The 12508-nt window shown below is 67.1% G+C and carries 11 protein-coding genes; 7 read left to right on the top strand and 4 right to left on the bottom strand.

The genetic code is table 11. The features are described from left to right. Positions 1 to 99: 99 nt before the first annotated feature. Positions 100 to 1404 (top strand): cyclic nucleotide-gated ion channel, encoded by a 1305-nt coding sequence (locus AB7M35_RS09245; protein ID WP_453959084.1) that lies wholly within the window; start codon positions 100 to 102, stop codon positions 1402 to 1404. A 164-nt stretch (positions 1405 to 1568) separates the two neighbouring features. Here AB7M35_RS09245 and AB7M35_RS09240 read toward each other — a convergent pair whose 3' ends face one another. Further along, positions 1569 to 3134, bottom strand: coding sequence for a 2-isopropylmalate synthase (locus AB7M35_RS09240; RefSeq protein WP_453959083.1), 1566 nt, complete (start codon positions 3132 to 3134; stop codon positions 1569 to 1571). 573 nt (positions 3135 to 3707) lie between these two features. On the opposite strand from AB7M35_RS09240, the gene AB7M35_RS09235 reads away from it, so the two are divergent. Both AB7M35_RS09235 and AB7M35_RS09230 read left to right on the top strand, forming a co-directional pair. After that, positions 3708 to 4922 carry an NADP-dependent isocitrate dehydrogenase gene (locus AB7M35_RS09235; protein ID WP_453959081.1) on the top strand — a complete coding sequence of 405 codons (1215 nt, stop codon included), beginning with the start codon at positions 3708 to 3710 and terminating at the stop codon, positions 4920 to 4922. Positions 4923 to 5169: 247 nt separating this feature from the next. Next, positions 5170 to 6072 carry a class I SAM-dependent methyltransferase gene (locus AB7M35_RS09230; protein WP_453959080.1) on the top strand — a complete coding sequence of 301 codons (903 nt, stop codon included), beginning with the start codon at positions 5170 to 5172 and terminating at the stop codon, positions 6070 to 6072. 75 nt (positions 6073 to 6147) lie between these two features. Here the strand turns inward: AB7M35_RS09230 and AB7M35_RS09225 are convergent, their stop codons facing one another. Continuing rightward, positions 6148 to 7533: a multicopper oxidase family protein gene (locus AB7M35_RS09225; protein ID WP_453959079.1), complete on the bottom strand. Its 1386-nt coding sequence runs from the start codon at positions 7531 to 7533 to the stop codon at positions 6148 to 6150. Positions 7534 to 7768: 235 nt separating this feature from the next. Between AB7M35_RS09225 and AB7M35_RS09220 the strand changes: the two genes are divergently transcribed. From AB7M35_RS09220 to AB7M35_RS09210, 3 genes are all read left to right on the top strand, one after another. Then, positions 7769 to 8509: a CatB-related O-acetyltransferase gene (locus AB7M35_RS09220; protein ID WP_453959077.1), complete on the top strand. Its 741-nt coding sequence runs from the start codon at positions 7769 to 7771 to the stop codon at positions 8507 to 8509. A gap of 89 nt (positions 8510 to 8598) precedes the next feature. After that, the gene (locus AB7M35_RS09215) at positions 8599 to 9309 is read left to right on the top strand and encodes a helix-turn-helix transcriptional regulator (protein ID WP_453959075.1); all 711 of its coding nucleotides are present in this window, start codon (positions 8599 to 8601) and stop codon (positions 9307 to 9309) included. Between the two features lie 52 nt (positions 9310 to 9361). Further along, a complete protein-coding gene (locus AB7M35_RS09210; RefSeq protein WP_453959073.1) occupies positions 9362 to 9733 on the top strand; it encodes a VOC family protein in 372 nt (123 codons plus the stop codon). Positions 9734 to 9842: 109 nt separating this feature from the next. Here AB7M35_RS09210 and groL read toward each other — a convergent pair whose 3' ends face one another. After that, positions 9843 to 11477: a chaperonin GroEL gene (gene groL / locus AB7M35_RS09205; RefSeq protein WP_453959071.1), complete on the bottom strand. Its 1635-nt coding sequence runs from the start codon at positions 11475 to 11477 to the stop codon at positions 9843 to 9845. A gap of 49 nt (positions 11478 to 11526) precedes the next feature. After that, positions 11527 to 11841, bottom strand: a complete 315-nt coding sequence (groES, locus tag AB7M35_RS09200; RefSeq protein WP_453960681.1) for a co-chaperone GroES — start codon at positions 11839 to 11841, stop codon at positions 11527 to 11529. A 336-nt stretch (positions 11842 to 12177) separates the two neighbouring features. Between groES and AB7M35_RS09195 the strand changes: the two genes are divergently transcribed. Further along, complete coding sequence (locus AB7M35_RS09195) at positions 12178 to 12447, top strand: usg protein (RefSeq protein WP_453959070.1); 270 nt, start codon at positions 12178 to 12180, stop codon at positions 12445 to 12447. Positions 12448 to 12508: the final 61 nt, after the last annotated feature.

Here is a 12508-nt window from a genome sequence, read left to right as displayed (position 1 = left end):
CTTCGGTCCGGGGCCCATTCTCATCGATCCGGTGATGCCGGCCGATCGGGGAAGGCTCCGGGTCAGGTAGTGCGGGCACGCGAGGCGGGGAGGGGCTGAATGGCATCGGACGGCCGCACCGCCGGGCGTGGACCGGGGAACGGTCGCAGGCGCGCGCCCGTCGCCGTGGCGCGTCCGGTTCCGCTCGGCTGGCGCGAGAGGGCCCGGCGCAAGGCCTATTTCCTGCTGGAGAGCGACGGATCGCCCGACCCGTGGGCGCTGGCGCTCCGCTACGCGCTGATCGCGCTCGTCATCTTCAACGTCGTCATCGGCCTTGCCGCCACCAGCCCCGAGATCCGGGGCGGCAACGAGCCCCTGTTCATCGCCATCGAGCTGGTCACGCTGGTGCTGTTCGCCATCGAGTACGCGGCGCGGATCTGGTCGGCGGTCGAGCATCCCCGCTATCACGGGCTGCCGCACTGGAAGGCGCGCCTGCGCTACGCGCTGACGCCTGCCGCCCTCATCGACGCCATGGTCATCCTGCCGCTCGCGGTGGCGCCGTTCGTCGCCATCGACCTGTCGTCGTTCTTGTTCCTCAGGGTCGTCCGGCTGCTCAAGCTGTTCCGCTATTCCAGCGGCATGGCGGCGCTCGGAGAGGCGGTGTTCGCGGAGCGTCGGGCACTGCTCGCCTGCACGGTCATCCTGGTGGCCGTCGTCCTGATCTCCGCCACCAGCATCACCCACGCCGAGCGGTCGGCCCAGCCGGAGATCTTCGGCAGCATCGTCAAGTCGCTCTGGTGGGCGGTGGTGACGATCACCACGGTCGGCTACGGCGACGCGGTGCCGGTCACCCCGCTCGGCCGGTTCATCGCGGTCGCCACCATGGTGGTCGGCTTCGCCTTCATTGCGCTGCCCACCGCCATCCTGTCGTCCTCGTTCGCCGAGGTGATCCGCCGCCGCGACTTCACCATCACCTGGGGCATGATCGGCCGGGTGCCGGCCTTCGCCAGCCTCGACGCGGCCACCATCGTCCGCATCATGCCGCGCCTCGTCGCCCGCACCTACCACGCCGGCGACATCGTGGTGCACCTGCACGAGGCCCCCGCCGATCTGCACATCCTGGTGTTCGGCACCCTGGAGGGTGAGCCGATGCCCCCGGACCGGCAAGACGACGAGGCCGAAGCGGCCGGGGATGTCCCCGCCGACGGGGCAGCGAGTGACGAACCGCCCGAGCCGGTGATCTTCCGCGAGGGGGATATGTTCGGCGGCCCGATTGTGCTGACGGACCTCGGGACCGATGGCCCGGTGGTCGCCACCGTCACCGCCCGCCTCCTGATCCTGCCGGAGGACGACCTCAGGGTCATCGCGCGTCGGCGCCCGGACATCTTCGCGGTGCTGGCGAAGGGCGGGCCCGCCGAGAGCTGAGGCGCGTGCGCGCGCGCAGAAACGCGCAAGATCGCGCAGATTCGCGCATTTTCGCGCAGCCTGCCGCTCGCGCTGCGCGCGCGCAGAACGCGCAGCCGCTAAGCACGAAAAAAGCCCGCGATCCTGCGATCGCGGGCCTTCGGTTTCGTCGCCGGGCGAGGGAGTTAAGAGGCCTCGCGGACGCCCTGGGCGTGGATGCGCTTGATGGCGATCTTGTTGAGCGCGGCCACATAGGCCTTCGCGGAGGCGACCATGGTGTCCACGTCGGCGCCGCGGCCCGAGGCGATCCGGCCGCCGTCCTCCAGCCGCACCGAGACCTCGGCCTGGGCGTCGGTGCCCTCGGTCACGGCGTGCACCTGATAGAGCGACAGGCGCGCCTCGTGCGGCACGATCTGCTTGATCGCGTTGAAGGTTGCGTCGACCGGACCGGAGCCCTGGGCCTCCTGGGTCACGTGCCGGCCGTCGATCTCCATGGTGACGATCGCCTTCTGCGGCGCGCCGGTGCCTGCGATGACGGTCAGCGAGATCACCCGCATGGTCTCGCCGGCAATCGCCATCTGATCCTCGACCAGAGCCTCGATGTCCTCGTCGTAGACGTGCTTCTTCTGGTCGGCGAGATCCTTGAAGCGCTTGAAGGCATCCTCGAAGGCGTTCTGGCCCAGCTCGAAGCCCAGTTCCTTCAGCTTTTCGCGGAAGGCGTGGCGGCCGGAATGCTTGCCCATCACCAGCGAAGTCGACTTCACGCCGACGTCCTCCGGCTTCATGATCTCGTAGGTCTCGGCATGCTTCAGCATGCCGTCCTGGTGAATGCCGGACTCGTGGGCAAACGCGTTCTTGCCGACGATCGCCTTGTTGTACTGGACCGGGAAGCCGGAGACCGTCGAGACCAGCTTGGAGGCCCGCATCATGTAGGACGGGTCGATGTTGGTGCGGTAGGGCAGCACGTCGCCGCGGGTGCGGATCGCCATCACCACCTCTTCCAGCGCGGCGTTGCCTGCCCGCTCGCCGAGGCCGTTGATGGTGCACTCGATCTGGCGCGCGCCGCCGGCAACGCCGGCGAGCGAGTTGGCCACCGCCATGCCCAGGTCGTCGTGGCAGTGGACCGAGAACGTCACCGCGTCGGCGCCCGGCACCTTCTCGATCATCGTCGCGAACATCGACCGGTACTCGTCCGGGGTCGCGTAGCCGACCGTGTCGGGCAGGTTGATGGTGGTGGCGCCGGCCTTGATGGCCGCCTCGACGCAGCGGCACAGATAGTCGAGCGGGGTGCGGGTCGCGTCCATCGCCGACCACTCGACGTCGTCGATCAGGTTCCGCGCCCGGCCGACCGTCGCCGTGATGATGTCGAGAACCTCTTCCTGGTTCTTGTTCATCTGGTGGGCGAGGTGGATCGGCGAGGTCGACACGAAGGTGTGGATGCGGCCGCGGCGGGCGTCGCGCACCGCTTCGCCGGCACGGTCGATGTCGGCGATGACGGCGCGGGCGAGGCCGGCGACGACGGAGTTCTCGGTGCGCCGGGCGATGGTCTGCACCGCCTCGAAGTCGCCCGTGGAGGCGATCGGGAAGCCGGCCTCGATGATGTCGACGCCCATCGCGTCGAGCACCTCGGCGACCTGTACCTTCTCTTCCAGCGTCATCGACGCGCCGGGCGACTGCTCGCCGTCGCGCAGCGTGGTATCGAAGATCTTGATCTCGGCCGGAGCGTCGACCGTCGGGGTCTGGGTGGTCATGGCTGTATCTCTCTCAAGGTCGGCCCGCGCAGGCTGATGATGAAGATGCGCCGGGGCCGAGGGTGTCCTGGGCTCGCCTCGTCAATCCTCCCCTGAGAGCCTGCCCGAACGGGCTGCCAGCACTCAGGGGCAGCTAAGGAGGAGAATCCGGCCGAGAAGAAGGGTGCGGGCGCTTGCGGCGTCCGTTGTCAGTGCGATCCGGAGCTTTTTCGTCTGCTCGACGGGCACGCTGAGTTTCCCGGTTTGATCACCCGAATGAACGGTCCGGTCGGACCGCTGGCAAAATCTCTACTGAAAACGCGGTGAAAGTGCAACAGGCGCGCCGGACGCGGCGTGGTGCGGATGGGAAGGTGCGATCGCAGCGTCCCGGCGCGGCCCGGGCGCGCGCATCGGGATCGGGTCTGCCGGATTTTGTTGGCCGGCCGGGGGCGGAATGCGATGCCCATTCTTCACTTTTCGGGTGTCATGACCTAGAAGAACGGCCGCACCCAGAATTTTTTCGCGTGCGACCGGCCGCCGGGGTCCTCCCGCCGGCTCCGGTTCGTTCAGGCTAGCACCGAGGTCCGTTCCCACATGGCAAAGATCAAAGTCGATAACCCGGTCGTCGAGCTCGACGGCGATGAGATGACCCGGATCATCTGGGACTACATCAAGAAGAAGCTGATCCATCCCTATCTCGACATCGACCTTCAGTACTACGACCTCAGCGTTCAGAAGCGGGACGAGACCGACGATCAGATCACGATCGATGCGGCAAACGCGATCAAGGCCTGCGGCGTCGGCGTGAAGTGCGCGACCATCACCCCGGACGAGGCGCGCGTCGAGGAATTCGGCCTGAAGAAGATGTGGCGGTCGCCGAACGGCACCATCCGCAACATCCTCGGCGGCGTGATCTTCCGCGAGCCGATCATCTGTCGCAACGTGCCGCGCCTGGTGCCGGGCTGGACGAAGCCGATCATCGTCGGCCGTCACGCCTACGGCGACCAGTACCGCGCCACCGACTTCCGCTTCCCGGGCAAGGGCAAGCTGTCCATCACGTTCGTCGGCGAAGACGGCCAGACCATCGAGCATGACGTGTTCGACTCGCCGGGCGCCGGCGTGGCGATGGCCATGTACAATCTCGACGAGTCCATCAAGGACTTCGCCCGGGCCTCGCTGAACTACGGCCTGATGCGCAACGTCCCGGTCTATCTCTCCACGAAGAACACGATCCTGAAGGCCTACGACGGCCGCTTCAAGGACATCTTCCAGGAGATCTTCGACAGCGAGTTCAAGGCGCAGTTCGACAAGGCGGGCCTGACCTACGAGCACCGCCTGATCGACGACATGGTCGCCGCGGCGCTGAAGTGGTCGGGCGGCTACGTGTGGGCCTGCAAGAACTACGACGGCGACGTGCAGTCGGACATCGTGGCCCAGGGCTTCGGCTCGCTCGGCCTGATGACCTCGGTGCTGATGACCCCGGACGGACAGACCGTCGAGGCCGAGGCCGCCCACGGTACCGTCACGCGCCACTTCCGCCAGCACGAGCGCGGCGAGGAGACCTCCACCAACTCCACCGCGTCGATCTTCGCCTGGTCGCGCGGCCTCGCCCACCGGGCGAAGCTCGACAACAACGACGACCTGAAGACCTTCGCAGAGACGCTGGAGAAGGAAACGATCGGCGCGATCGAGGACGGTCACATGACCAAGGACCTCGCGCTGCTGGTCGGCGCCGACCAGGCCTGGCAGTCGACCACCGGCTTCCTCGACACGGTCTCCGACCGCGTCGCCAAGGCGATGGGGATGTAACCAGCATCCACCGCGACGGCGATCTCTCCGGCGTTTGACCGGCCGGTCGACCCGGAAGTCCCTCCGTTTGCAGACTGCAGACAAGGCCCGCGCCCTCTCGGCGCGGGCTTTTTCGTGGGCGCGGTGATGCTTGAACCCGCGCGCATGTGACGCAATACTCGCCTTCGGATTGCGGGGCTGGTGGGCCCGCTGTGATGTAAGAGCGCGTTGCCGGACATCGGGCTCGCGCCGGATGGAGGGGGCGAGGATGAACCAGCGAGAGGCATTCCGGCCCGTCGACCGGGAAACCGCGGGAACGCTGTCCGCGGCCGAGGCGATCCAGTACCACTACGACAACGAGACGCGGTTCTTCTCGCTGTTCCTGGATAAGACGCTGTCCTACAGCGCGGCGCGCTTTCACGTGCCCAACCGGGCCGCGCCGGTCCTCGACAATCTCTACGACGCCCAATGGGCGAAGATCCGCTTCCATCTCGATGCCCTGCAGCTCACGCCGGGCGCGCGCATCCTTGACGTCGGCTGCGGTTGGGGCGCGGTGCTCGCCGCCGCGGTGACCGAGTACGAGGCGCGCGGCGCAGTGGGGCTGACGCTCTCCAGGGACCAGCGCGACCATATCGAGGGGCGCAACCTGAAGGGTGTCGAGGTCCGGCTCGCCGACGTCTACGAGGCGGAGCTGGACGGGCCGTTCGACGGCATCGTCTCCGTCGGTGCCTTCGAGCATTTCGCCCGGCCGTCGATGGACAAGGCGGAGAAGATCGAGGCTTACCGGGCGTTTTTCGAGATCTGCCACAAGAACCTGATGCCCAACGCGCTGCTGTCGCTGCAGACCATCGTCTGGGACACGCCGACCTTCGAGGAGGCCAAGACCTGGATCCCGGAGACCGTGTTCCCGCAGTCCGACATCCCGTTCATCGACGAGGTGGTGACCGCCAGCCACCCGCTGTTCCGGCTGGAATATCTGGAGAACCGGCGCGAGGACTACATCCTGACGCTCGACCAGTGGATCAAGAACCTGCGGGCGAAGAAGGACGAGATCGTCGCCACCTGGGACCAGGAAAAGTACGACTTCTTCGAGCACTACCTGCGCAATTCCAAGCTCGCCTTCGCGCGCCGCAAGAACGCGCTCTCGCGCTTCGTGCTGCGGCGGCGGTAGCGCGCGGGACCTGCGCGTTCTTGCGCGTTTCTGCGCTTTTTTGCGCGCGCGCAGACAACAGCCGCGCGCAGCGCCTCAGGTGACGCGGAAGAAGCCGGTCATGCCGGTCTTCTGGTGCTCGATGATGTGGCAGTGGAACACCCAGTCCCCGAGATTGTCCGCCTTGAGCGCCAACTGCACCTTCTCGTCCGGCCGGATGAGGTAGGTGTCGGTGTAGAGCGGCAGGACGGGTCCCTTGGTCGACTGCAGGACCTTGAAGGTCATGCCGTGCAGGTGGATCGGATGCGAATGGGGCGTCCGGTTGGCCATTTCCAGGACGTAGGACTGGCCGAGCTTCAGCTCGTAGAGCGGCTCGTGGGGATCGGGCGTGTCGCCTGACCACGGCACCTTGTTGATGGCCCAGAAATTGTAGCCGAGCGATCCGCAGAAGCTTTCGGTCACCGGGGCGCCCTCGGCGGTGGCGGACAGCTCCAGCGGCAGCACCGTGGCGCTGCCGAGGTCGGCGACGCCGATCGGGTTGGCGGGGAGGGCGGTGACGTCGCCCAGCGCACGGCCCAGCGGTCGGCCGGTCGCCCGGAAGCTGGCGACCACGTACGGGCTGCTGGTCTGGTAGTTCATCAGCCGCGCCGTCGCGCCTTCCTCCGCCGGCATCAGCACGGCGAGGTCGAGGCGCTGGCCGGGGCCGAAGGTGAGGCTGTCGAAGGCGAACGGCTCGGCCACCGGGTTGCCGTCGACGGCAACGACCATCGCGGAGGCCCCCTCCAGCTCGAATCGGTAGATGCGGGTGACGTCGGTGATGGCGATGCGGACCCGCGTGAGGCCGCCGGCCGGCACGTCGTACTGCGGCGCGACCTTCCAGTTCGCCGTATTCACGGTTCCGAAGGTGCCCGAGCGGGCGGCGGTGCGCGGCTTGAACTGGGCGATGAACTGGCCCTTGCCGTCGAGCCGCCAGTCGCGAAGGTTGAGGGCGACCTCGTGGTCGAAGGGTGGATCGTCGGGGTTCTCGACGATGAACAGCCCGGCCAGCCCGTGCCCCATCTGGGTCAGCGTGTTGCAGTGGGGGTGGTACCAGAAGGTGCCCGCGTCGGGCGGCGCGAAGGCATAGTCGAAGGTCTGGTCCTGGTAGACGTAGGGCTGGGTCAGGAAGGGGACCCCGTCCATGGCGTTGGCGATGCGCATGCCGTGCCAGTGGATGGTCGTCGGCTCGCTGAGCCCGTTGACGAGACGGGCCGCGAACGGATCGCCCTGGCGCACCCGGATCACCGGCGGCTCGGGCCCGTCGTTCCAGGTCATCACGCCCTTCGTCGTGGAGGTCCCGTCGAGGACGGCGGTCGTCTCGTGAGCCTTCAGCTCCATCGGCATGGCCGCTCGGACCGAACGCCAGGTGCCGGCCACGCCCAGGCCCGCACCGGTGAGGGAAAGAAGTCCGCTGGTCTTCAGGAGATTTCTGCGGGTGATCACGGCGGTCTACTCTTTCCGGGCAAATCCGAGATAGTTTAGAATTGTTATCATAAAGATGTCGGCCGGAATTCCCGACGGGTCGGCATGTATAATTCGAGGCAATCCCTGAATGGGCGAGGTGGCGCGCCAACGCAATGCGGCGTTCTTTCGCAGGAGGATCGGGGATGGGCGCCGTCGGTGCAGCGCCTTCCCGGCGCATGCGCGAGGCCGGTGACTTGCGCAGCCGGCGCGTCCCGTGCTTTTGGCTGTCCCGGGGCCGCCGGAGGCCTCGACCGCCCAGAGCAAGGAATTCGCCGTGCCGCTTCTCGACCCCGCCAAGAAACACCCGATGACGATGCCCGACGGGATGGTGGTCGAGCAGACGGTCCACCTGTCGCAGGTGATCGACCATCCGCGGATCGAGGTCGGGGATTTCTCCTACTACCACAATTTCCAGGTGCTGCCGGACTACGCCGCCTTCCTGGCGCCGTACCTGTTTCCGCTCAGCCCGGAAAAGCTGGTGATCGGCAAGTTCTGCCAGTTCGCCCACGGGGTCCGCTTCATCACCAGCTCCGCCAACCACGACGCCAGCGGCTTTTCCACCTATCCCTTCCCGACCTTCATGCTGACGCCGGGGATGACCCGCGACGACATCCTGGCGCTGTTCGACATCCCCGGCCGCAAGGGCGACACGGTGATCGGCAACGACGTGTGGATGGGCATCGATTGCCTGGTGATGCCGGGCGTGACCATCGGCGACGGCGTGATCTGCGCGGCGCGTTCGGTGATCACCCGCGACGTTGCGCCCTACACGGTCGTCGGCGGCAATCCGGCCCGGCCGGTGCGGCGGCGCTTCGACGAGGCGACGATCGAGGCGCTCCAGGAAATCCGCTGGTGGGACTGGCCGGCCGAGGTGATCGAAGCCAACCACCGGGTGATCAGCGGCGGCGATCTCGATGCCCTGCGCCGGGTGGCCGCGTCGGTGTCGCGCGGCTAGCGGCGACGACGGGCAGGGACGCGCTCGAGAGTTGGGCTCGTCGAACATCCTGACATGATCTGGCAGCAGCATCGTGCGATGCTGGGACCATGTCGCGCTCCCAACGTCTCTTCGACCTTCTGGACCTGCTGCGCACCCGCCGGCGCCCGGTGAGCGGGCAGGTGCTCGCCGACGCGGTGGGCGTGAGCCTGAGGACGGTCTACCGCGACATCGCCACCCTGCAGGCCATGGGCGCCGCCATCGAGGGGGAGCCGGGGCTCGGCTACGTGCTGAAGCCCGGCTTCCTGATGCCGCCGCTGATGTTCTCCATCGAGGAGCTGGAAGCGCTGATCGTTGGCTCGCGCTGGGTGGCGGAGCGGGGCGACGACCGGCTGAAGGGGGCGGCCACGGAGGCGCTGTCTCGCATCGCGGCGGTGCTCCCGAAGGACCTCCGCGACGAACTCGATGCCTCCACCCTCGTCATCGGTCCCGGCCGGGAGATCCCGCCGGACGCGCTCGATCCGGCGCTGCTGCGCGCGGCGATCCGCGCCGAGCGCAAGCTCGCGATCGACTACGGCGATGCCTCCGGGGCGGCGTCGCGGCGGACCGTCTGGCCGTTCGCGCTCGCCTACTTCGATCAGGTGCGGGTGCTCGCCGCCTGGTGCGAGCTGCGCCAGGACTTCCGGCACTTCCGCACCGACCGGATTCGCTCGGCGGAGATGCTGCCCGAGCGCTATCCGCGGCGGCGGCAGGTGCTGGCGCGGGAATGGGAGGCGGCGCGGGCGCGCCGGCAGGCGGATGAGGCTGCTGACAAAAACTGACAGCAGGTGCGTCTAGGGTCGGTTCCATCGCAACACGGCAACGGAGCCGACCATGACCGCCCATACCGTTCTTCTCTACGTGTCCAGCCCCGAAGCGAGCGCCCGCTTCTACGCCGACCTGCTGGGCCTGGAGCCCGCGCTCGTCAGCCCGCCGTTCGCCCTCTTCAAGCTCGCCTCCGGCACCGAGCTCGGCCTCTGGGATCCGAACGTCGTCCAGCCCGCGCCGGACGGCGGGGCGGGCGGCGGCGAACTCGGCTTCAAGGCGGCGAGCCCGGAGGAGGTCGATGCCACCTACGAGACCTGGAAGGCGCGCGGGGCGACGATCACGCTGCCGCCCACCAGCCTCGGTTTCGGCCGCAGCTTCGTCGCGGTGGACCCCGACGGCCACCGGCTGCGCGTCTACGCGATGTCCCACGACGTCTGAGGGCTCGGGCCCCCGGGGGCGCGACACGAAAAAAGGCGCGGGATCGCTCCCGCGCCTTCGATCGTGTCCAGGAGGCTCGGGCGGCGAACCGCCCGAGCCGACTTGGACCTTAGTAGTCCATGTCGCCCATGCCGCCCGGCATGGCGGGAGCGCCGCCATCCTTCTTGGGCTTCTCGGCGACCATCGCTTCGGTGGTGATCAGCAGGCCGGCGATCGAGGCGGCGTCCTGAAGGGCGGCGCGCACGACCTTCGTCGGGTCGATGATGCCCATCTTAAACATGTCGCCGTATTCGCCGGTCTGGGCGTTCCAGCCGAAGCCGAACGTATCGTTCTCGAGGATCTTGCCGACGATGACCGAACCCTCTTCGCCCGCGTTGATCGCGATCTGGCGGGCCGGAGCCTGGATCGCCCGGCGAACCATGGCGATACCGGCCTTCTGATCGGCGTTCGCGGAGTTGAGGCCGTCGAGCACCTTCATGCAGCGCAGGAGAGCGACACCGCCGCCCGGAACCACGCCTTCTTCGACGGCCGCACGGGTGGCGTGCATGGCGTCGTCGACGCGGTCCTTCTTCTCCTTCACCTCGACTTCGGTCATGCCGCCGACGCGGATGACGGCAACGCCACCGGCGAGCTTGGCCAGACGCTCCTGCAGCTTCTCACGGTCGTAGTCCGAGGTGGTCTCCTCGATCTGCGCCTTGATCTGCGACACGCGGGCTTCGATGTCGGACTTCTCGCCCGCACCGTCGACCACGACGGTCTCGTCCTTCGTGATGGAGACCTTCTTGGCGGTGCCAAGCATGTCGACCGTGACGTTCTCGAGCTTGATGCCCACGTCCTCGGACACCACGGTGCCGGCGGTCAGGACGGCGATGTCCTGCAGCATCGCCTTGCGGCGATCGCCGAAGCCCGGCGCCTTCACGGCCGCGACCTTCAGGCCGCCGCGCAGCTTGTTGACCACCAGGGTGGCCAGCGCCTCGCCCTCGACGTCCTCGGCGATGATCAGAAGCGGACGGCCCGACTGGACCACGGCTTCGAGCACCGGCAGAAGCGCCTGCAGGTTGGAGAGCTTCTTCTCGTGGATGAGGATGTACGGATCGTCGAGCTCGACGCGCATCTTCTCCGCATCGGTCACGAAGTACGGCGAGATGTAGCCGCGGTCGAACTGCATGCCTTCGACGACTTCGAGTTCGGACTCGAGCGACTTGGCTTCCTCGACGGTGATGACACCCTCGTTGCCGACCTTCTGCATCGCCTCGGCGAGGTAGCGACCCACTTCGGTGTCGCCGTTCGCGGAGATGGTGCCGACCTGGGCGATCTCTTCGTTGGAGGAGATCTCCTTGGCCTTCGCGGCGAGCTCGGCCAGAACCGCCTGGACGGCGAGGTCGATGCCGCGCTTCAGGTCCATCGGGTTCATGCCGGCGGTCACCGCCTTGGCACCTTCCTTGACGATCGCCTGGGCGAGAACGGTCGCCGTGGTCGTGCCGTCACCGGCCATGTCGTTGGTCTTCGAGGCCACTTCGCGCACCATCTGGGCGCCCATGTTCTCGAAGCGGTCTTCCAGCTCGATCTCCTTGGCGACGGTGACGCCGTCCTTGGTGATGCGCGGGGCGCCGTAGGACTTTTCGATGACGACGTTGCGACCCTTCGGGCCGAGGGTCACCTTGACCGCGTTGGCCAGCGTGTCGACGCCCTTGAGCATCTTGTCGCGAGCGGCGGTCGAAAACTTAACTTCTTTGGCAGCCATAGTGATGTTCTCCCTTGAGAGACTGCGTTGACGGCAAGAGCCGTGCGGATTACGCGGCGGCCTTGGCGGCGGCGGTCCCTTCCAGGACACCCATGATGTCGCTCTCCTTCATGATGAGGAGATCTTCACCGTCGATCTTCACTTCGGTGCCGGACCATTTGCCGAAGAGGACGCGGTCGCCGGCCTTGACGTCCGGCGTGACGAGTTCGCCGGCTTCGTTGCGGGCGCCCGGGCCGACGGCGATGACTTCGCCCTGCTGCGGCTTTTCCTGGGCGGTATCCGGAATGATGATGCCGCCGGCGGTCTTGGTTTCGGATTCGATACGGCGGACGACGACGCGGTCGTGTAGCGGCCGGAACTGCATGATGTGTTCCTCCTGATGAACCAGATTTCTGATTTCGGTGACTGAAAGTCCCCCGCACGGGCCGCATCCGTCTTCGGCAGGCGGGCCGTGTGGTGCTGAGATGGGAGGGCCCATCACCGGTAGCAAGGTACCTGACACACTTTCTTGGCACTCGCCAGCGGAAAGTGCTAACAGCCCCGCCGCGCCGCCGGCCATCCATGCGGACGCGAGATTGGCAGCAATCGCGGGGGCGTGCTGCCAACTATCTGAAATCAAACATAAAAATGGAAAGCCGTCTTGCCTTCGGCGGGGTTGCAATGCACCATTTCACAGGCGCTTGCAACACCGAGGGGACCGATGATCGATTCCGCTTTCGACCGCCAGATGGACGGCTACGGGCTGACCACCGCGAAGATCCTCTACCGGATGCCGGATCACCCGGCGCTGCTGCAGACCTATCTGTGGCAGGACTACGATCTCGCGCCCGCCTTTCCCGAGCTCAAGCGCTTTCTGGAGTTCTGGCGCCGCGAGCTCGACGGCGCGCTGCATTCGGTCGACATCGGCTACCGGCAGCTGATCGGCGGCTGGGAATGGCGGTCGGTGGACGCGCTCTCGCACCTCCACTGATTTCGTCGGCGCGAAACCGTCGCGATTTGGGTAGGGTGGCCTCGCGGGCCGTGCAGGCCGG

The organism is Amorphus suaedae, assembly GCF_053629675.1.
Note: the sequence above shows the minus strand (reverse complement) of the source record. Positions and strands in the feature narration are given on the sequence as shown.

Bases quoted from the DNA above. Each gene is read 5' to 3' on its own strand.
- AB7M35_RS09245 (WP_453959084.1), top strand. From the start codon at position 100: ATGGCATCGGACGGCCGCACCGCCGGGCGTGGACCGGGGAACGGTCGC.
- AB7M35_RS09240 (WP_453959083.1), bottom strand. From the start codon at position 3,134: ATGACCACCCAGACCCCGACGGTCGACGCTCCGGCCGAGATCAAGATC.
- AB7M35_RS09235 (WP_453959081.1), top strand. From the start codon at position 3,708: ATGGCAAAGATCAAAGTCGATAACCCGGTCGTCGAGCTCGACGGCGAT.
- AB7M35_RS09230 (WP_453959080.1), top strand. From the start codon at position 5,170: ATGAACCAGCGAGAGGCATTCCGGCCCGTCGACCGGGAAACCGCGGGA.
- AB7M35_RS09215 (WP_453959075.1), top strand. From the start codon at position 8,599: ATGTCGCGCTCCCAACGTCTCTTCGACCTTCTGGACCTGCTGCGCACC.
- AB7M35_RS09210 (WP_453959073.1), top strand. From the start codon at position 9,362: ATGACCGCCCATACCGTTCTTCTCTACGTGTCCAGCCCCGAAGCGAGC.
- groL (WP_453959071.1), bottom strand. From the start codon at position 11,477: ATGGCTGCCAAAGAAGTTAAGTTTTCGACCGCCGCTCGCGACAAGATG.
- groES (WP_453960681.1), bottom strand. From the start codon at position 11,841: ATGCAGTTCCGGCCGCTACACGACCGCGTCGTCGTCCGCCGTATCGAA.
- AB7M35_RS09195 (WP_453959070.1), top strand. From the start codon at position 12,178: ATGATCGATTCCGCTTTCGACCGCCAGATGGACGGCTACGGGCTGACC.